17 protein-coding genes are annotated in these 17,508 nt (G+C 70.2%); 10 read left to right on the top strand and 7 right to left on the bottom strand.

The features are described 5' to 3' along the window. Positions 1 to 52 precede the first annotated feature (52 nt). Genes VZL07_RS11165 through VZL07_RS11150 form a run of 4 tightly spaced genes read left to right on the top strand, consistent with a single transcriptional unit; the run spans position 53 to position 3,171 of the window. A complete protein-coding gene (locus VZL07_RS11165) occupies positions 53 to 778 on the top strand; it encodes an SDR family oxidoreductase (protein WP_426755485.1) in 726 nt (241 codons plus the stop codon). Beyond that, a complete protein-coding gene (locus tag VZL07_RS11160; protein WP_426755484.1) occupies positions 775 to 1,614 on the top strand; it encodes a dihydroneopterin aldolase in 840 nt (279 codons plus the stop codon). The genes VZL07_RS11165 and VZL07_RS11160 overlap by 4 nt, the downstream gene beginning before the upstream one ends. Further along, the gene (locus VZL07_RS11155) at positions 1,611 to 2,390 is read left to right on the top strand and encodes an SDR family NAD(P)-dependent oxidoreductase (RefSeq protein WP_426755483.1); all 780 of its coding nucleotides are present in this window, start codon (positions 1,611 to 1,613) and stop codon (positions 2,388 to 2,390) included. The genes VZL07_RS11160 and VZL07_RS11155 overlap by 4 nt, the downstream gene beginning before the upstream one ends. Before the next feature lie 40 nt (positions 2,391 to 2,430). Then, complete coding sequence (locus VZL07_RS11150; RefSeq protein ID WP_426755482.1) at positions 2,431 to 3,171, top strand: queuosine precursor transporter; 741 nt, start codon at positions 2,431 to 2,433, stop codon at positions 3,169 to 3,171. Between the two features lie 135 nt (positions 3,172 to 3,306). Here the strand turns inward: VZL07_RS11150 and VZL07_RS11145 are convergent, their stop codons facing one another. The 5 genes from VZL07_RS11145 to queD all read right to left on the bottom strand — a co-directional run bounded on the left by VZL07_RS11145 (position 3,307) and on the right by queD (position 7,053). Then, positions 3,307 to 4,215 (bottom strand): alpha/beta fold hydrolase, encoded by a 909-nt coding sequence (locus VZL07_RS11145; RefSeq protein WP_426755481.1) that lies wholly within the window; start codon positions 4,213 to 4,215, stop codon positions 3,307 to 3,309. After that, positions 4,212 to 5,333, bottom strand: a complete 1,122-nt coding sequence (locus tag VZL07_RS11140) for an alpha/beta fold hydrolase (RefSeq protein WP_426755480.1) — start codon at positions 5,331 to 5,333, stop codon at positions 4,212 to 4,214. The genes VZL07_RS11145 and VZL07_RS11140 overlap by 4 nt, the downstream gene beginning before the upstream one ends. A gap of 1 nt (position 5,334) precedes the next feature. Further along, positions 5,335 to 5,775 (bottom strand): hypothetical protein, encoded by a 441-nt coding sequence (locus VZL07_RS11135; protein WP_426755479.1) that lies wholly within the window; start codon positions 5,773 to 5,775, stop codon positions 5,335 to 5,337. 126 nt (positions 5,776 to 5,901) lie between these two features. Beyond that, complete coding sequence (ydfG, locus tag VZL07_RS11130) at positions 5,902 to 6,651, bottom strand: bifunctional NADP-dependent 3-hydroxy acid dehydrogenase/3-hydroxypropionate dehydrogenase YdfG (RefSeq protein WP_426755478.1); 750 nt, start codon at positions 6,649 to 6,651, stop codon at positions 5,902 to 5,904. Positions 6,652 to 6,690: 39 nt separating this feature from the next. Continuing rightward, the gene (gene queD / locus VZL07_RS11125) at positions 6,691 to 7,053 is read right to left on the bottom strand and encodes a 6-carboxytetrahydropterin synthase QueD (protein WP_426755477.1); all 363 of its coding nucleotides are present in this window, start codon (positions 7,051 to 7,053) and stop codon (positions 6,691 to 6,693) included. Positions 7,054 to 7,455: 402 nt separating this feature from the next. Here queD and VZL07_RS11120 point away from each other — a divergent pair, with 402 nt between their 5' ends. From VZL07_RS11120 to VZL07_RS11110, 3 genes are read left to right on the top strand one after another with little or no spacing between them, the layout of a single operon-like run. Continuing rightward, entirely contained in the window at positions 7,456 to 9,084 is a 1,629-nt protein-coding gene (locus VZL07_RS11120) for a right-handed parallel beta-helix repeat-containing protein (protein ID WP_426755476.1), read from the top strand. A gap of 54 nt (positions 9,085 to 9,138) precedes the next feature. Next, a complete protein-coding gene (locus VZL07_RS11115) occupies positions 9,139 to 11,112 on the top strand; it encodes a PAS domain S-box protein (RefSeq protein ID WP_426755475.1) in 1,974 nt (657 codons plus the stop codon). After that, on the top strand, positions 11,102 to 13,018 hold the full coding sequence (locus VZL07_RS11110; RefSeq protein ID WP_426755474.1) for an ATP-binding protein: 1,917 nt from the start codon (positions 11,102 to 11,104) through the stop codon (positions 13,016 to 13,018). Before VZL07_RS11115 ends, VZL07_RS11110 begins: the two co-directional genes overlap by 11 nt. Positions 13,019 to 13,027: 9 nt before the next feature. On the opposite strand, the gene VZL07_RS11105 is transcribed toward VZL07_RS11110, so the two are convergent. Both VZL07_RS11105 and VZL07_RS11100 read right to left on the bottom strand, forming a co-directional pair. Next, positions 13,028 to 14,161 (bottom strand): bifunctional methionine sulfoxide reductase B/A protein, encoded by a 1,134-nt coding sequence (locus VZL07_RS11105; RefSeq protein ID WP_426755473.1) that lies wholly within the window; start codon positions 14,159 to 14,161, stop codon positions 13,028 to 13,030. 140 nt (positions 14,162 to 14,301) lie between these two features. After that, entirely contained in the window at positions 14,302 to 15,195 is an 894-nt protein-coding gene (locus tag VZL07_RS11100) for a hypothetical protein (RefSeq protein ID WP_426755472.1), read from the bottom strand. Positions 15,196 to 15,521: 326 nt separating this feature from the next. On the opposite strand from VZL07_RS11100, the gene VZL07_RS11095 reads away from it, so the two are divergent. The 3 genes from VZL07_RS11095 (at position 15,522) to VZL07_RS11085 (ending at position 17,481) form a co-directional block, all read left to right on the top strand. After that, entirely contained in the window at positions 15,522 to 16,259 is a 738-nt protein-coding gene (locus tag VZL07_RS11095; protein WP_426755471.1) for a MotA/TolQ/ExbB proton channel family protein, read from the top strand. A 120-nt stretch (positions 16,260 to 16,379) separates the two neighbouring features. Further along, complete coding sequence (locus VZL07_RS11090; protein ID WP_426755470.1) at positions 16,380 to 16,871, top strand: ExbD/TolR family protein; 492 nt, start codon at positions 16,380 to 16,382, stop codon at positions 16,869 to 16,871. Between the two features lie 25 nt (positions 16,872 to 16,896). Next, complete coding sequence (locus VZL07_RS11085; RefSeq protein ID WP_426755469.1) at positions 16,897 to 17,481, top strand: ExbD/TolR family protein; 585 nt, start codon at positions 16,897 to 16,899, stop codon at positions 17,479 to 17,481. Positions 17,482 to 17,508: the final 27 nt, after the last annotated feature.

The following is a 17,508-nucleotide window of genomic DNA, read 5'->3' as shown; positions in this document are numbered from 1 at the left end:
GCAGCAGGTCCGCAGTGCCTTTCCCCGCCGGGCCTGTTAGTGAATGCGCCGCATGGCGACCGCATTCATCACCGGGGCTGGCATCCGCATTGGCGGCGCGGTGGCCCGGGCGCTTGGCCGCGCGGGTTATGACCTGGCGCTCCACGCGAACCGCTCGCTCGAGCCGCTGGCCTCCCTGGCGGAGGAGCTCCGAGCGCTGGGCCGTCGCGTCACCCTCCACGCCGCCGACCTGAGCCGCCCGGACGCGGTGGATGCCCTGGCCGCGCAGGTGCGTGAGGCCTGGCCCGCGCTGGACGTGGTGGTCCACAACGCGGGCCTCTACGAGCGCTCCGACTTCGCCGCCATCTCCCGCGACCAGTACCGCGCCATGCTCGCGGTGAACCTGGACGCGCCCTTCTTCCTCACCCAGGCCTTGCTCCCCGCGCTGCGCGCCGGCACGGCCCCGCTGGTGGTGCACCTCACCGACATCGGCGGTGAGCGGCCGGAGCGCCACTACGCGCACTACTCGGTGAGCAAGGCGGGGCTCATCATGCTCACCCGCGCGCTGGCGGTGGAGCTGGCCCCGCACATCCGCGTCAACGCCGTGTCGCCCGGCACGGTGGCCTTCCCCGAGGACTTCGACGCGGAGGCCCGCGAGGCGGTGCTGCGCCGCATCCCCATGGGGCGCGAGGGCAGCGTCGAGGACGTCGCCCGCACCGTCGTGTTCCTCGCCCGCGAGGCGCCGTACATCACCGGGCAGGTCATCGCCGTCGATGGCGGCAGGAGCGCACTGCTATGAGCGCGGAGCACGCTTTTCATCCCCCCGTCGTCACCACGCCGGAGGGCCGGCCGCTGGACGTCATCGAGCTGCGCGGCCTCACGGTGGACTGCATCGTGGGCATCTTCAACCGGGAGCGCATCGCGGCGCAGCCGCTGCGGCTGGACGTGGCCCTGTTCCTGGACACCCGCGCCGCCGCGGTGGGCGGCAGGCTGGCGCACACGGTGAACTATGGCCGGCTGGCGGGCGAGCTGCGCTTCCTGCTGGAGGCGTGTCGCTTCGAGCTCCTGGAGTCCGCCGTGGAGACGGTGTGCCGCTACGTGCTGGCGCCGCCCACCGACGACGTCCCGCGCGCGCAGGTCCACGCGGCCACGGTGCGGGTCACCAAGCCGCTGGCAATCGGCGGGCTCGCGGTGCCGTCGCTCCAGATTCACCGGACCGCGGAGGAGATGGTGTACGGCCGCGAGGAGAAGCCCTTCGGCCGCGTGGACATCATCCACGAGGGGACGGGTTACGGCGTCTACCGGCTGCGGGTGAAGCCGGGTCACTGCATCCCGTCACACGTGCATCAGCGGATGGAGGAGAGCGAGCTGGTGCTGGGCTCGGGGATGCTGCTCCAGGGCCAGCCGGTGGCCCGGGGCATGGCCTTCGAGTGGCCGCATGGCTTCGTGCACCGCTACGACAACCCTTCGGCCACGGAGCAGACGGTGCTGTGCGTGAACCGGCCCAGCTTCATTCCGTCGGATGAGGTGGAGACGGAGCCGCCGGCCGCGGGGCTGATGCCCATCACCGGCCGTTCCTACTACCCGCATGATGAGCCCGCCGCACCGGGCTCCCTGGCGGAGCACCACCCGTGAACGAGGTGGGCACACGAAAGGTGCTCGTCACCGGTGGTGGGACGGGCATTGGCCGGGCGGTGGCGGAGGCCCTGCTGCGTGCAGGGGGGCAGGTGGTGGTGGCGGGCCGCCGCGCGGAGGTGCTGGCGTCGCTGGTGAGCGCGTGGCCGGGACGGGCCTTCGCGCTGCCGTGCGACCTGACCGCACCGGAAGCCCGGGAGGGTCTGCTGCGCCGCGCCGCCGAGCTGCTGGGGGGCCTGGACGGGTTCGTCCACAGCGCGGGGCAGGTGGTGCACCAGCCGCCAGGGCACATCGGGGAGGACGCGCTGCGAGCGCAGCTCGAGGTCAACCTCGTCGCGCCGCTGCGGCTGGGCGAGCAGGCCCTGGAGGTGCTGGAGCCGGGTGGCGCGCAGGTGTTCATCGCCTCCACGCTGGCCACGCGGCCCGTCCTCACCAGCGCCGTGTACAGCGCGGCGAAGGCGGGGCTGCTCCAGGTCATGAAGGTGCTCGCGCTGGCCGGCGCGGCGCGTGGCGTGCGGGCGAGCGCCGTCCTCCCGGGCGTGGTGGAGACGGACATGGTGCGCGAGGTGCGCCTGGCGCCAGGGGAAGGCCCCTTGTCCGGGACGGAGCATGCGCGGCGCCAGGAGGCGCAGCTGGCGGGCCTGCGGGCGCTGCACCCGCTCGGGCGGCTGGGGCGCCCCGAGGACGTGGCCGAGGCAGTGCGCTACCTGCTGGGCGCCTCCTGGATTTCGGGTTCCGAGCTGGTGCTGGATGGGGGGCTCCTGCTGCGGGAGTAAGGCGCGGTATGTCGCGGCCTCGGTTCACAAGGGCGACGGGATGCTCCTCGACAAACGGCTTCAGCTCTTCGTGGTGTTGGCGGCGGTGTTCGTCACGTCCCTGGTGGTGGGCGACATCATCGGCGTGAAGCTGTTCGAGGCGCACGTGGGGCCGGTGGTGGCGACGATGTCCATTGGCATCGTGCCCTTTCCGGTGACGTTCCTCCTCACCGACATCCTCAACGAGTTCTACGGGAAGAAGGCGGCCCGCTTCGTGACGTGGGTGGGCTTCTTCATGGCCATCTTCGCCTTCGTGGTGATTGCCATTGCCGTGCAGGTGCCGTGGGCGCCGCTGACGCGCGCGGAGGGCTACACGGGCACGGTGGAGGATTCGTTCAACAACGTCTTCGGCGGCTCGCAGCGCATCCTCGTCGCGTCGATGCTGGCGTACCTGGTGGGCCAGTTCTGCGACATCGCCATCTTCAACGGGCTCAAGCGCGTGACGCGCAACCGGCTGCTGTGGGTGCGGGCGACGGGCTCTACACTGGTGTCGCAGCTCATCGACACGGTGGTGATGCAGTCCGTGGCGTGGACGAACGTGCTGCCCAGCTCCACCATCGTGAACATCATCTCCACGTCCTACGTGGTGAAGCTGCTGGTCGCGGTGGGCCTGACGCCCTTCATCTACCTGGGCCACGCCTTCGTGGAGCGCAAGCTGGGCATCTCCCCGGTGGTGCTCGGCGAGAATGGCGAGCCCATTGCTCCGCCCGTCGCGCCGGAAGCTCCTGCACGCGCGGCTTGAGGGCGCGGCAGGGGCGCCTCGGTTGTCCTGTGGCGCACCCGCACGCCGCCTGACGCGCGGGATGTTCGCCTCAGCTTCAGCCGGACGCCGCGCCCACGCCGTCCTCGCATACCGCCCGCCGCACGGACCTGCGCCTCAGCCGCCCTGCCGCACCAGCGGCGTGAGGATGTCCGTCCAGTGCGAGTAGATGGAGAAGTGCCCGCCACCCGGGAGGAAGTGCGGCACGGCCCGAGGAATCCGGGAGGCGAGGTACTGCCCCATCTGCGGCGGGACAATGCTGTCGCCCTCCCAGTACCAGAGGTCCACCTCGGTCCGAATCTCCTCCAGCGGGACGTTCCACGGCGCGGCGAGGATGTGGGCCTCGCGCCGCATGCCCGCCACGCCCTTGCGCGTGGCCTCGTAGCGCCAGCCCTGCACCTGCGCGGCGATGCGCGGATCCGCGAGCACCTCCCGGTCATCCTTGGACGCCTGGGAGCGCAGGCCGGCCAGCGCTCGCGCGGGATTGGCGCGCACCTGCCGGTCATGCATGGCCATCAGCGGATGCAGCAGCCACTCCGGCCAGGCGGCCATGGTGTACGCGGTGCGGTAGTCGCGGTTCACGCCCTCCATGGCGCCCGGCCGACGCAGCGGCGCCGCGCCGGAGACGAGCGCCGCGCGGGTGATGCGCTCGCCCAGCCGCCAGGCGGAGGCGGCGACGTAGGGCCCGCCCGCGGACACGCCGAAGAGGGCGAAGCGGCCAATCTTCAGCGCGTTGGCGAGCTGCTCCAGGTCATCGGGGAAGTCGAGCAGCGTGCGTCCGGGCTGGTAATCCGACAGCCCATAGCCCGGCCTGTCCGGCGCGATGAGGCGCACGCCCAGCGCATGCGTGAGGCGGTCATCCGGGTGGCGCATGTGCCGCGAGCCCGGGTTGCCGTGGATGAAGAACACGGGCAGGCCGTCGAGGTCGCCGGACTCGACGTAGGCGAGCCTCCGGCCGTCCCGCAGGTGGATGCTCCCCTCGCGGACCTGCACGCCCCTGGCTTCGGTGTCGGACGAGACGTTCATGGCTCCATCGGCTTCGAGCGCGCGGCAATCCACGCGGCAATCGAGGGCCACACCTGCGTCGCGCCCTTGCTGGAGGCGGACAGGCCGATGTGGCCCACGGGGTAGCGCCGCGTCTCACAGTCCTTCGAGCCCACCAGCTCCGGCAGCGGCTCGCTCATGGCCGGCAGCGCGATGGTGTCGTGCTCGGCGATGACGTTGAGGATGGCGCACTGGATGCGGCCCAGGTCCACGCGCTCGCCGCCCACTTCCATGAGGCCCTTGGGGAAGAGGTTCTGCTGGTAGCAGTCCTTGATGTACTGCCGGTAGACCTCACCCGGGAAGGGCACGGGGTCGGCGCCCCAGCGCTCCATGGCGAGGAAGGTGGTGACGAAGTCCGGGTCGTCGATGCGGCGGCACACCTCCAGCCAGCGGGTGAGGCGCTGCACCGGCGCGGCCATGAGGAAGCCGCTCTCCAGCACCGGCGTGGGCACGTTGCCGTAGGCATCCACCAGCGAGTCCACGTCGAAGTGGTTGGCGGACGTCCACAGCGTGTAGAGGCCCCCCTTGCTGAAGTCCACCGGCGTGGCCTGGGCCACCAGGTTGCGGACGCCCTCCGGGTACAGCGACGTGTACGCCAGCGCCATGGTGCCGCCCATGCAATAGCCATAGAGCGTCAGCTCCCGGCTCTTGCTCACGCGCAGCGTCCACCGCACCGCCGTCTGGATGAGCCCGCCGAGCAGGTCGTCCCAGGTGAGCCGCTCCTCGTCCTGCCCCGGCACGCCCCAGTCGATGGCGTAGACGTCGTAGCCCTCGCGGGTGAGGTGCTCGATGAGGCTGCGCCCCGGCAGGAAGTCGAGGATGTACCAGCGGTTGATGAGCGAATAGACGAAGAGGATGGGCGTGCGGTAGCGCCGCCGGGGGGCCGCGTAGCGCAGGAGGCGCATGCTGCCGCGCGTGTACACGACGGTGTGCGGCGTGGCGCTGATGGGCGGCTCGCGGACGCCGGAGGCCCGCTCGATGAAGGGCTTGAGGTACGGGTACGGGTTGAAGGGCCGCGACTTGAGCGCGTGCGCGACGGCGCGGGTCAGCTCGACCTGGCCGGTGACGAAGGAGCGGAAGCGCTGGGTGGACGCGTTCATGTCAGCGGCGGCGCTTGGAGGGCGCGCGTTCCTGGGCAGGGGGCTCTTGGGCTTCGGCTTCCGCGGCGGCTTCCTGGCGCTGGAGCAGGTCCACCACCAGCTCCAGCTGGGTGCCGAGCGCCTCGACCTGGTCATTCATGCGGCGGAGCTGGTCGCGCAGGTTCTCCACCTCGGAGGTGGTGGGCAGGCGCAGGGTGCGCAGCGCGCCCTCCACCAGGCCATTGCGCCGGATGCGGGCGTTGAAGCCCTGGCGCATGAGCGAGCCGCTGACGCGCAGGTAGGCGGGGCTCTCGGTGACCTTCGCGGCCGCGCGGGTGAGCCCCTGCTCGGCGCGGGTGAACACCTTGCCGGTGCGCGTGTCCGGGTGGGTGAGGTGGCCCAGCAGCTTCAGGCCGCGGGCGAGGAGCCCCTGGGACGGCGGCGGTCGTTCCGGATGACTCATGGGCGCAGGTTATCCCAACCGGCGCCGGTCTCATCGCTCCCAAAGTGAACCGAGCTTCAACTTGCGGGCCTCGAAGGGCTCGGCCTGGAGAATCCTGGAGGTCCTGGGGCGATGTGGGACGCCCGCTCAGCCCTGTCGCTTCACCGGCAGGGGCCCGAAGGACTGCGACACGGGCATCAGGGACATGACATTGATGTTCACGTGCGCGGGCCGCGTGGCCACCCAGTGCACCGCGTCCGCGATGTCCTCGGGCGTCAGCGCCTGGGTGTTGGCGTAGACGGACGCGGCGCGCGCGTCGTCGCCCCTGAAGCGGACGTTGGAGAACTCCGTGCCGCCCACCAGCCCCGGCTCGATGTCCGTCACGCGCACGGCGGTGCCATGCAGGTCCGCGCGCAGGTTGAGGCTGAACTGGTGCACGAAGGCCTTGGTGGCGCCGTACACGTTGCCACCCGGGTAGGGCCACTCCGCCGCCACCGAGCCCATGTTGATGACGTGCCCGCGGTTGCGCGCCACCATGCCGGGCAGCACCGCGTGCGTGCAGTACAGGAGCCCCTTCACGTTGGTGTCCACCATCGTGTCCCAGTCCTCCACGCGCGCCGACTGCGCCGGGTCCAACCCCAGCGCCAGGCCCGCGTTGTTGACCAGCACGTCCACCTCCGCGAAGCCCGCCGGCAACGAGCGGACGGTCCGCTCCACGGCCTCACGGTCCGTGATGTCGAGCGTGAGCGGCAGCAGCCGCTCGCCCAGCTCCGCGCGCAGGGCCTCCAGGCGCTCGGTGCGGCGCCCGGTGGCGATGACGCGGGCGCCGTCCTGGATGAAGCGGCGGGCGATGGCCAGCCCGAATCCGGCCGTGGCCCCGGTAATCAGCACGTTCATGACAATCCCCTCGTGGAGCCAGCACCGCGAGGGGCCGGCTCAGTCATCCTCACCCTGATAGATGCAGCCGCTGGTGCACGTCTCGCGGACGACCACCCGGCTGAGCAGGGGAAGGCTCGGACGCAGGCGCTTCCAGATCCACCGCGACAGGTTCTCGCTGGTGGGGTTCTCCAGGCCCTCCACCTCGTTGAGGTAGTAGTGGTCCAGCTTCAGCCGCAAAGGCTCGAAGGCCTCCCGGATGTCCGAGAAGTCCATCACCCACCCAGACTGCGCGCCCACGGGGCCTCGCACGTGGATTTCCACCCGGTAGCTGTGGCCGTGGAGCCGGCTGCACTTGTGCCCGGGCGGCACGTTGGGAAGCCGGTGCGCGGCCTCGAAGGTGAATTCCTTGAAGATGTCCAAGGCGTCTCCTGACGGCGGGTGGAAGGCGGCTCATATCTCGCGCGCTCCTCCTGACGTCAAGGTACGGCCGGACACGGCCCCCGTCCGATGCGGGCGCTCGTTCCGTGCGCCCGAGGCGCCGCGGGCGCCTGACAGCTCGCTTCGCTGCGTGTGAAAACACCCCGGGGAATCGACGCGGCCCGGTTCCGCACATCCCACGCCACCTCCCCGCGAAGGCCCACCTGTCGGTGAAGTGGCGCATCCTCCACAACCCCGCGAAACCACGTTTCCTGTCTCCTCCCTCTGCGTCCCGGCAGGCGGGGGTTGCCGCGGTCGGAGGGAATGAACAGCGCGCGGGCCCGGATTGGCGGCCGTCCTCGCGAGCGCCCCCCGCGCCGCGACCCACACCAGGAGTCCGCCAGGATGCGCCATCGTTCGCCGTGGACCACGGCCCTCTGCTCCGCTGCCTTGCTGTCCTTCGTGGCCTGCAACGGAAAGTCGGAGTTCGCCCAGGAGGAGGGTTCGCCCCCCGGTTTCATCGAGCCCCCCACGGTTCCAGGCACCCCATCCGAAGACACGCCCTCGCCTGGAACGTCGGAGCCCCCGCCCGTCATCGTCGACATCCCGGAGCCGTCCCCCGAGCCAGCGCCCACTCCCGAGCCCGAACCCACGCCGGAGCCGCCGCGCTATTCGCGCATCCTCTGGGTGGCGCCCAATGGCAGTGACAGCGCGTCCGCCACGGAGACGGCGCCGCTGCGCACGGTGGCGCGCGCGCTGGAGTTGGTGCGCCCGGGCGAGGCCATCTACCTGAAGTCCGGCAACTACGCCGAGCGCCTCAAGCTGGAGGAGAAGGGCGGCTCCGAGTCCGCGCTGCTCACGCTCCGGGCCGCTCCAGGCGCCACGCCAGTGCTGAAGCCATCCGGTAGTGGCACGGCCATGGTGGACGTGCGCGGCGCGTACTGGAGCATCGAAGGGCTCACCATCGACGCGGCGGGCAGCGCCTCCTTCGCGGTGCTCTTCCGCGGCGTGGGCTCGCACCACGGCGTGCTGCGCGGCTCCACGCTGAAGAACGGCACCGCGGGCGCGGGCGTCAACGTGTGCGAGAAGGCCAGCGACGTCCTCATCGAGGGCAACACCATCTCCCACTTCAACCGCAACGGGGATGACAGCCACGGCGTCATCGTCCAGACGACGGCGCGCAACGTGGTGGTGCGTGGCAACGACATCCACCACAACTCCGGCGACGGTGTGCAGTGCATTGGCCCCGAGGGCGGCGCCACCGTGTCCGGCACGCCGTTCGACAACCTGCTGGTGGAGGACAACGAGCTGCACGAGAACCGGGAGAACGGCGTCGACGTGAAGACATGCACCCGCGTCACGCTGCGCGGCAACATCATCTGGGGACACAGGACGTCGTCCACCTCGCGCGGCGAGGGCGTGGTGGTGCACCTGTCCGCCAGGGACGTCACGCTGGAGGACAACGTCTTCTACAACAATGGCCGCGCCATCAGCATCGGCGGGGTACGGCAGGGCGACCCGCCCACCCACATCGTCATCCGCCGCAACCTCGTGCGGGACGGGCTGGGCGGTGGCGAGGAGGGCAGCGGCATCCGCGTGGACACGACGTCGAACGTGAAGGTGCAGCACAACACCGTCTGGAACATGCCCGGGCCCTGTCTCACGTTCGGCCATGGGGATACCGGCGCCAGCGCGAACCTGGACGTGCGCAACAACGTCTTCTCCGGCTGCGGCGTGGCGGTGCGCGGCGGCCCCGGGCGCTCGGGGGCGGTGGTGGACGCCAACCTCTACTTCCGCGGGACGGGCGCGGCCGTCTTCCGGCTCAACGGCGTGGACATGGGCTTCACCCAGTGGCGCTCGCAGAGCGGGCTCGATGACCGCTCCCAGGAGAAGTCGCCCGGCTTCCTCAATATCGACACCGGCGACTTCCGCCTGGGCGCGGGGTCGCCCGCCATCAACGCGGGGCTGTCGCTGGGGCTGACCTGGTGCGGGGAAGGGCCGGACCAGGGGGCTTTCGAGTCGGACTGCCCCTGAGCCGCCAGGGCGTGTAGAGTGGGGGCCCCTTCTGCCCTGGACCCCACTTCTCACGTGCCGTCCTCGCTGGAATTCGTATCGGGCATCACCCTGGTGCCTCCGGACTCACCCGCGCGGGAGTCGCTGGCCGCGGCGGCCACGCGTGCGGGTCTTCGCGTGGTGGCCGGGGTCGAAGAGGCCTCGCTGGCGCTGGTGGACCTCACCGCGCCCGGGGGCCTCGCCGCGGGGCAGGCGCTGCTCGGCGCCGCGCCCCACCTCACGCTGGTGGCGCTGGCCGGCCAGGGCGAGGACTCCTTCGCCGCGGCGCAGGCCCTCAAGCCCGCCGACGTCCTCACCGCGCCGGTGGCCCTGCACGAGCTGGCCTGGCGGCTCCAGGGCGCCGTCGAGCGCCACGTGGAGCGCGAGGAGCAGGCGCGCAGCCAGGAGGACCTGGCGCTCCTGCTGGAGCTGACGGCGGACTACGCGGAGACGTCGGACGTGGAGGCGCTGCTGCACGGCGTCACCCGGCGCCTGGCGGAGAAGCTGGACATCGCGCGCGCCACGCTGGTGATGCTCGGGCGCAGCGCGGACGAGGGCCTCATCGTCGCCACCAGCGACGACCCCACGCTGAAGAACCTGCGCATCGACCTGTCGCGCTATCCCGAGATTCGCGAGGTGACGCGCACGGGCAGGCCGGTGGTGATGCAGGAGGCCTCCACCCACCCGCTGCTGGGCGACGTGGAGCGCCGCGCGGTGGCGGCCCGGGGCATCCACGCCATCGCCGCGCTGCCGCTGCCCATCCGCGGGCAGGTGCGCGGCGTGCTGCTGCTGCGCGCCACCGGGCGGCGGCGCACCTTCACGCCTCGGGAAATCGACTTCCTCACCACCGTGGCGCACGCCACCGCGGTGGCCCTGCGCAACGCGTCCGTGCTCGAGTCCGTCCGCGGGCAGACGGAGGCGGAGAAGACGGCCCGCCTGGCGGCGGAGGAGCAGGCGGCGTCCTTCAAGCCCTACCAGCTCTTCTTCGCGCACGTCAGCGAGGGCGTGGCCATCCTGGACGACAAGGCCTGCGTGCTGTCGCTGAACCCATCCGGCGCGGCCATGCTGGATGTGAGCGCCGAGGACGCGCGGGGCCGCCACCTGCACCAGGTCACCCAGCCCGTGGATGAGAGCGTGCTGATGGAGCTGGTGACCACCGCCGCGCGGGGCGAGGCGCGCTCCGGCACGGACGTGGAAGTGTGCACGAGCAAGGGCCGCCGGCTGACGCTGTCCATGTCCGCCGCGCCGCTGCGCGACGAGGAGGCGGCCACCATCCTCTCCTTCCGCGACGTCACGGACGCCCGGAAGCTGGAGGACGAGCTGCTCCAGACGAAGGACTTCCTGGAGCGGCTCATCGACTCGTCGGTGGACGCCATCATCGCGGCCGACCTGAAGGGGCGCATCATCCTCTTCAACAAGGGCGCGGAGGCGCTGTGCGGCTACACCGCGCAGGAGGCGCTGAACGGCCTCACCGTCCACCAGCTCTACCCGCCGGGCGTGGCGAAGCGGGTGATGGCGATGATTCGCGCCCCCGAGCACGGCGGCAAGGGCCGGCTGTCCCTCATCCGGGAGGAGCTGGTGCACCGCTCCGGCGAGCGGGTGCCGGTGAACATGACGGCCTCCATCGTCTACGAGGGCGGCCGCGAGGTGTTCAGCGTGGGCATCTTCACGGACATGCGCGCGCGCATGCAGCTGGAGCGCAAGCTGTCCGACGTGGAGACGCGGCTGGAGGAGAGCGAGAAGAGCGCGGTCATCGTCGCGCTCGCCGGCACCGCGGCGCACGAGCTGAACCAGCCGCTCACCTCGGTGATGGGCTACGCCGAGCTGCTGAAGCGCAAGCTGAAGGAAGACGACTTCGCGTGGAAGCCGGTGGACATCATCTACCGCGAGGCGGAGCGCATGGCGGAAATCGTGCGGAAGATTGGCAAGATTACCCGCTACGAGACGAAGTCCTACATGGGGGCGCAACAGATTCTCGACCTGGACAAGGCCACCTCCCATGAAGACTGAGACCCGAGCCGTGCGAATCGCCGGCGGACCAGCCCCCGAGTCCTTCCAGGTCCTCTTCGAGGCGCTCGACGCCCCCGCGGCCCTGTGTGACCCGTCCCTGCGGCTGGTGGCCGTCAACGACGCCTTCCGCCGCTTCTGCGTGGAGCAGCACGCCTCCGTGGAGCAGGTGGCGCATACCCTGTCCGGCGCCAGCGTGCCGGCGGACGGCGCGAGCTGCGACGTGGAGCTGCTGCCGGACCTGCCGGGCGTGGTGCTGACGCTGTCGCGGCGCGGCGACGTGGTGGCCGTGCGCGCGCGCAACGAGCCGGAGCTGTCGCGCAACCGGCTGGTGGTGGCGGAGCGGGCGCTGCTGGAGCAGGCGCGCACGGAGGGCGTGCTGCTGGACCTGGGCCGCAGCGTGGCCGAGGCCGGCGGCGAGGAGGAGCTGGTCGCCGCGGTGGCGCGCGGCGTGAAGGAGCTGTTCCCCGGACGCTCGTTCTGCATCCGCATCATCGATGCGAGGACGGGGGGCCTCACCTCGCTCTACGCCGAGGGCCGGCTGAAGGAAGGCGCGCACGAGCCGCTGGTGCTGATGGGGCGCGCGGTGGAGAAGACGAGCCTGGACCGCGCCTCCCTGCCGGTGGACCGCGTGGTCGTCCGCGACGAGGTGCCCCTGCTGTTCCAGGACAGCACCCACGGCGTGAGCGCGCCGCTGGTGGCCAGCGGGCAGCTCTTCGGCGCCATCAACATGGAGTACCCGGAGGGCTTCGCCTCGGAGGTGTCGCACGACGAGCGCGTCCTGCTCCAGCTCGCCAACCAGGTGGCGGTGGCGGTGAAGAACGCGAAGCTCATCGACGAGCTGACGTTCGTCCGCAAGTACCTGGAGGACCTGCTGGAGAAGGCCAACGCCCTCATCCTGGTGGCGAACCGGGACAAGCAGGTCGTCGTCTTCAACCAGGCGCTGAGCGCGCTCACCGGCTTCGGGAAGGAAGAGGTGCTGGGCCGGGACTTCTTCTGGCTCATCCCGGAGAGCGAGCACCTGCGGCTGAACCAGCTCATCGCCGCGGCGATTCGCGGCGAGCCGGTGAACAGCTTCGAGACGCGGCTCTTGACTCGCAGCGGCGCGGAGGTGCGCGTCTCCTTCGCCACGTCGTCCAAGCTCTCCCAGCACGGAGAGGTGGAGGGCGTCATCGCCATCGGGCAGGACATCACGGTGGTGAAGGAGCTGGAGAAGCGCATCATCCACGCGGAGAAGCTGGCCTCCATCGGCCAGCTCGCCGCCAGCGTGGTGCACGAAATCAACAACCCGATGACGGCGGTGGCCACCTACGCGGACGCGCTGCTCCAGCGCTCGCGCATGACGCCCGGGGCCAATCCCGCGGACCAGGAGAAGCTGCGCAAAATCCTGGAGAGTAGCCACCGCATCCTGCGCTTCACGCGGGACCTGGTGAGCTACGCGCGCCCGGCGCAGGACCGGCCGGAGCGGGTGCAGCTCAACGCCGTCGTGGACATGGCGGTGGGCTTCTGCGAGCACGTGGTGTCGCAGGCGCGCGTCAGCGTGCACCGCGAGTACTCGGAGCTGCCGCCCCTGTCCGCCGTGCGCGCGAACCTGGTGCAGGTCTTCGTCAACCTCATCACCAACGCCTGCCACGCGATGCCGCCGGGCGGCGCCGTCTACCTGGCCACCGGCCGCGACGGGCAGGACGCGGTGGTGAAGGTGCGCGACACCGGGACGGGCATCGAGCCCAAGCACCTGCAGCGCATCTTCGAGCCCTTCTTCACCACCAAGCCGGAAGGAAAGGGCACCGGCCTGGGGTTGTCCATCTGCCAGGGCATCGTGGAGAACCACGGTGGCCGGCTCACGGTGGAGAGCACCGTGGGCGTGGGCACCACCTTCATCGTGCGGCTGCCGCTCCAGCAGGGCTGAGCGGCGCCGTCAGTCCCGCAGGTAGTGGCAGGTGTAGCCGCCCGGGTTCTTCACCAGGTAGTCCTGGTGGGAGTCCTCGGCGGGCGTGAAGGGGCCCGCGGGCGCAATCTGGGTGACGACGGGGCGGGGCCACTTGCCGGAGGCATCCACCCGGGCCTTCACCGCCTCGGCCACGCGCTTCTGGTCATCGGACAGGTAGAAGATGGCGGAGCGGTACTGCGTGCCCACGTCGTTGCCCTGGCGGTTGAGCGTCGTCGGGTCATGCATGCGGAAGAACCACTTCTCCAGCAGCGTCTCGTACGTCAGCCGGGTGGGGTCGAACACGACGCGCACGGACTCGGCGTGGCCCGTCCTGCCGGAGCTCACGTCGCGATAGGTGGGGCTCGCGAAGGCGCTGGAGCCGCCCGTGTAGCCCACCTCTGTTTCGAGGACGCCGGGAATCTTGCGCAGCAGGTCCTCCATGCCCCAGAAGCATCCACCCGCCAGCAGCGCTGTCTCCGTGAAGGGCGACGCGTCCCCTTTCTTCGACGCGGCGGCCGGCGCGGGCCGTCCGAAGAGCGGCAGCCAGGCTCCGTAGCCTTCCCTGGCCAGGTCCTCCACGGGGACGAAGCGCAGGGCCGCGGAGTTGATGCAGTAGCGCAGCTTCGTGGGCCCGGGCCCGTCACCGAAGACGTGGCCGAGGTGGGAGCCCGCGGCCTTCGAGCGGACCTCGACGCGCTCCATGCCCTGCGCCGTGTCCCGCTTCTCGACGATGCGGGCGTCGTCCACGGGGCGGGTGAAGCTGGGCCAGCCGGTGCCGGAGTCGAACTTGTCGCGGGAGGAGAAGAGGGGCTCTCCGCTCACCACGTCGACGTAGAGGCCCTCGGCGTGGTGGTTCCACAGGGGATTGCGGAAGGCGGGCTCCGTGGCCCCCTCCTGCGTCACCTGCCAGGCCAGCGGCGAGAGCCTGCGGCGCAGCTCCGCGTCCGAGGGCTTCTCGTAGCGCCGGGTGTCCTGGAGGGCGGGCCGAGCCTGGGCGCTGGTGGCAGGCGCGCCGGGGGCGGCGCCCCGGGCCTCGGAGCACGCGGACAGCACCGCGAGGGCCAGCAGGGCCAGGGGCATGAGCCGCCGGGCCAGGGATGATGCGACGGGGGTGGTGGGCATCGACGCAGTCTCCGGAAACGCCCGCGCGGGCGGGTGCTCCTGTGGATACGCGCGAGGCCTCGAGGTCGTTTCCACTTTCGCCGCGTTTCGCGCATGGCCCGCCAGTCGTGCAGGCGGGCGGTCCCGGCGCGACTGGCTCCTCACGACCCGCTGGCCTTGTCCTCGTCGTCCAGCTCGCGGGTGAACTCCTCGTTCGTCAGCAGGCCCTTGCGCGCCATGATTCGCATCAGCGCCCAGAACTTGCGCTCCAGCTCCTCGACGCGGTCCGGGTCCTCGCGCGCCTGACCGAAGAGATAGTCCAGGTCCTCCAGCACGTCGCTGGCGCCCGCCGCCGGGGCCTTGGGCTTCGCGCCGCCAGCCTGTCCGCGCTGCTGCTTGCGCTGCTCCTCGCGCGCGCGAATCAGCTCTGCCAGGGACGTGCGCTGCGTCAGCTCCCCGGGCGGGAGCTCCTCGCCGATGATGACCTCCTCGTCATCGTCCCCGGCGGGCGGTGGCGCCGCGGGACGGGGCGCCACGGGAGGCGCGGCCTTCACCGGCTTCGCCGCGGGCCTCGCGGGCGGAGTGGCGCGGGCCGGCGAGGGCGCCGCCACCGGCACCTTGTGGTAGTAGCGCAGGATGGCGCTGCGCACCGTGGACAACGGCGCCACGCGCGGGCTGACCTTGAGGCCGGTGGTGAACTCAATCTCCTCCACCGCGGTCACGTTGAGCGGATCACTCATCGCCACCACGAGCTGCTTGCGTCCGCCCGTGCTCTCCAGCGCGATGGGGAACAGGTCGTGCTGCTCGCAGAAGCGCGCGCGCAGCATGTGCACCGCGGCCCATTCGGGCGTGGTGCTCGCGATGTCCACCATCGGCAGGCCCAAAGCCTGGCTCAGGGCGCCCGCGAGCGTCGCTTCGGTGATCGCCCCCTGCGCGATGAGGGTGGCCCCCAGCCGCTGTCCTGATTTCCGGTGAGCCGCGAGCCCCGCCTCGAGCTGGGCGACGCTGATCGCCCGCTGCTCCAACAGGAGCTCGCCAATGCGCTTCCTCGCCATGAGCCCGGCCTTAGCACGCGCGCTGAAACCCAGGAAGCAAGCGCGGTGTCACATCCGGAGGCGGTTGGGAATACCCCCCAAAAGGGCCCGCAATGCTGCTTGCCAGACGGGCTGGCAAGAGGGGGCTCAGCGCAAAATTCCTGTGAGATTTCAGCACTTAACGCCGCTGCCCCTACCTTGACACCCCTGACGGCCATTCCTAAAGTCGGCACACCGTTTTCAACATCCATTCCTGCCGCCCAACCGGGTGGACCGTCCGCTCGGGGGGACGTCAGGTCTGGAAGGTCCGCCGGAGCGGGCCAAGCTGCCTGTGGAGGCAACACTCGATGAACCTGGCGTCTGTGACGAACCTGACCGTGCTGGCGAATGTCGGCGGCCCTCAGCGGGGCTTCTTCGAAGAAGTCGCCATGCGCTGGGAGGCCGGCCAGTGGGGTATGTACCCCATCGCCGCCTGCCTCATCGTGGCACTCGCCATCATGGTCGAGCGCAGCATCATCCTTTTCGGCAAGGCCTCCATCAACAAGGAAGCCTTCCTGCGCGGCCTCAAGAAGCACATCTACGCCGGTGACCTCGACAAGGCCATCAACTACGTGGCCGGCCAGAAGTCCACGCCGCTGACCAACGTCATCAAGGCCGGCCTGATGAACGTCCCGAAGGGCAACGACGAGGTCCAGGCCGCGCTCGACGAGGCCAGCCTCCGCGAGACGCCGAAGATTGAAGCGCGCACCGGCTACCTCGCCATGCTCGGCAACGCGGCGATGCTCGCCGGTCTGCTCGGAACGGTGTCCGGTCTCATCGCCTGCTTCGAGGCCGTGGCCAACGTGAACCCGGCCGACAAGGCGACCATTCTCGCCAACGGTATCTCCGAAGCCATGAACTGCACCGGCTTCGGTCTGCTCACGGCCATTCCCGCGCTGATCGCCTTCTCCGTGCTGACGGGCCGCACGCAGAGCCTCATCAACGACATCAACGAGACCAGCGTCTCCGTCCTCAACCTCATCGTGGCCAACAAGGACAAGTTCAAGAACCTGAACGTCCCCACGTCGGCCCGCGACGAGGAGTAGGACGTCCTTCGGGAACCCGGAGTCCAGGCGCGCTGTCCTGGCCCCCTGCGTGGGGCCGCGCGGCGCGCCCTCATCAGTCTCACCGGCGCTCAGTGAGCGCGGCCGAAGGAGAAGAACGCCATGGCCGGCGGAATGGACACAGGTCAATCGGGGAAGGGCGGCAAGAAGTCGCTCGACACCTCGATCAACCTCACGGCTTTCATCGACCTGATGGCGGTGACCATCAGCTTCCTCATCATGACGGCGGTCTGGACCCAGATTGGCCGGCTCCAGGTCTCCCAGGCGGGTGGTCCCTCCACCGAGGAGGAGCAGCAGCAGGAGGAGCAGACCAAGACGGTCCAGCTGAACCTGCTCATCACCCCCACGGAGCTGCGGCTGACGGCGGACCAGAGCGCCTTCGACCCGATTCCCCTCGTGAAGGACGCGAAGGGCAAGACGGACCTGTCCAAGCTGGTGGCGCGCTTCAAGGAGCTGAAGGCGCAGCTGCCGGACCAGTCCGCCATCACCCTCCAGCCGGAGGACAAGGTCCGCTACGAGGACCTGGTCCGCATCATCGACGAGTGCATTGGCGCCGGGCTGCCCCAGGTGTCGGTCGCCGCGGCGATGGGCTAGCCGCTCACGGAGCACACGACACGTCATGGCCATCCAGGTTCCAGGCAAGCGGTACGGCAAGCGGCTCCAGCACTCCAAGGTGTTCGGGCACGGCGGGCACGCGAAGAAGAGCGGCTACTCCGACCTGCTCATCACCCCGCTGGTCGACATGTTCATCATCATCGTGCTCTTCCTCATCGCGAACTTCTCCGCGACGGGTGAGGTGCTGATGATGACCAAGGACATCGAGCTTCCCGAGGCGGTCAACGTCCAGGAAGTGGAGATGCATCCGGTGGTGATGGTCTCCGGCGAGCAGATCAGCGTCTCCGGCACCATCATCGGCCGCGTGGAGGACTTCACCAAGGACGAGTACCTCAACATCCCCGCGCTGGAGGAGAAGCTGCGGGACATGAAGAAGCAGTACGAGGACCTCCACTCCATGGCGCAGGACACGACCAACACCTTCAAGGGCGACATCAACATCCAGGCCCACAAGGACGTGGAGTACTCCATCATCAAGCGGGTGATGTTCAGCTGCGCCACGGCGGGCTACAACAACATCAACTTCGCGGTGATGACGGCCGGTGGCGCTGACGCGGAGAAGGACGCCAGCGCGAAGGCCACCCCGTAGCTTCCAGGTGATTGGGCCCCTGGCCCC

The sequence above is a fragment of the Pseudomyxococcus flavus genome (assembly GCF_050038885.1).
GTDB lineage: Bacteria > Myxococcota > Myxococcia > Myxococcales > Myxococcaceae > Myxococcus > Myxococcus flavus.
Note: the sequence above shows the minus strand (reverse complement) of the source record. Positions and strands in the feature narration are given on the sequence as shown.

Bases quoted from the DNA above. Each gene is read 5' to 3' on its own strand.
- VZL07_RS11095 (WP_426755471.1), top strand. From the start codon at position 15,522: ATGAACCTGGCGTCTGTGACGAACCTGACCGTGCTGGCGAATGTCGGC.
- VZL07_RS11120 (WP_426755476.1), top strand. From the start codon at position 7,456: ATGCGCCATCGTTCGCCGTGGACCACGGCCCTCTGCTCCGCTGCCTTG.
- VZL07_RS11110 (WP_426755474.1), top strand. From the start codon at position 11,102: ATGAAGACTGAGACCCGAGCCGTGCGAATCGCCGGCGGACCAGCCCCC.
- VZL07_RS11135 (WP_426755479.1), bottom strand. From the start codon at position 5,775: ATGAGTCATCCGGAACGACCGCCGCCGTCCCAGGGGCTCCTCGCCCGC.
- VZL07_RS11145 (WP_426755481.1), bottom strand. From the start codon at position 4,215: ATGAACGTCTCGTCCGACACCGAAGCCAGGGGCGTGCAGGTCCGCGAG.
- VZL07_RS11090 (WP_426755470.1), top strand. From the start codon at position 16,380: ATGGCCGGCGGAATGGACACAGGTCAATCGGGGAAGGGCGGCAAGAAG.
- VZL07_RS11165 (WP_426755485.1), top strand. From the start codon at position 53: ATGGCGACCGCATTCATCACCGGGGCTGGCATCCGCATTGGCGGCGCG.
- ydfG (WP_426755478.1), bottom strand. From the start codon at position 6,651: ATGAACGTGCTGATTACCGGGGCCACGGCCGGATTCGGGCTGGCCATC.
- VZL07_RS11160 (WP_426755484.1), top strand. From the start codon at position 775: ATGAGCGCGGAGCACGCTTTTCATCCCCCCGTCGTCACCACGCCGGAG.
- VZL07_RS11085 (WP_426755469.1), top strand. From the start codon at position 16,897: ATGGCCATCCAGGTTCCAGGCAAGCGGTACGGCAAGCGGCTCCAGCAC.
- VZL07_RS11100 (WP_426755472.1), bottom strand. From the start codon at position 15,195: ATGGCGAGGAAGCGCATTGGCGAGCTCCTGTTGGAGCAGCGGGCGATC.
- VZL07_RS11105 (WP_426755473.1), bottom strand. From the start codon at position 14,161: ATGCCCACCACCCCCGTCGCATCATCCCTGGCCCGGCGGCTCATGCCC.
- VZL07_RS11150 (WP_426755482.1), top strand. From the start codon at position 2,431: ATGCTCCTCGACAAACGGCTTCAGCTCTTCGTGGTGTTGGCGGCGGTG.
- VZL07_RS11140 (WP_426755480.1), bottom strand. From the start codon at position 5,333: ATGAACGCGTCCACCCAGCGCTTCCGCTCCTTCGTCACCGGCCAGGTC.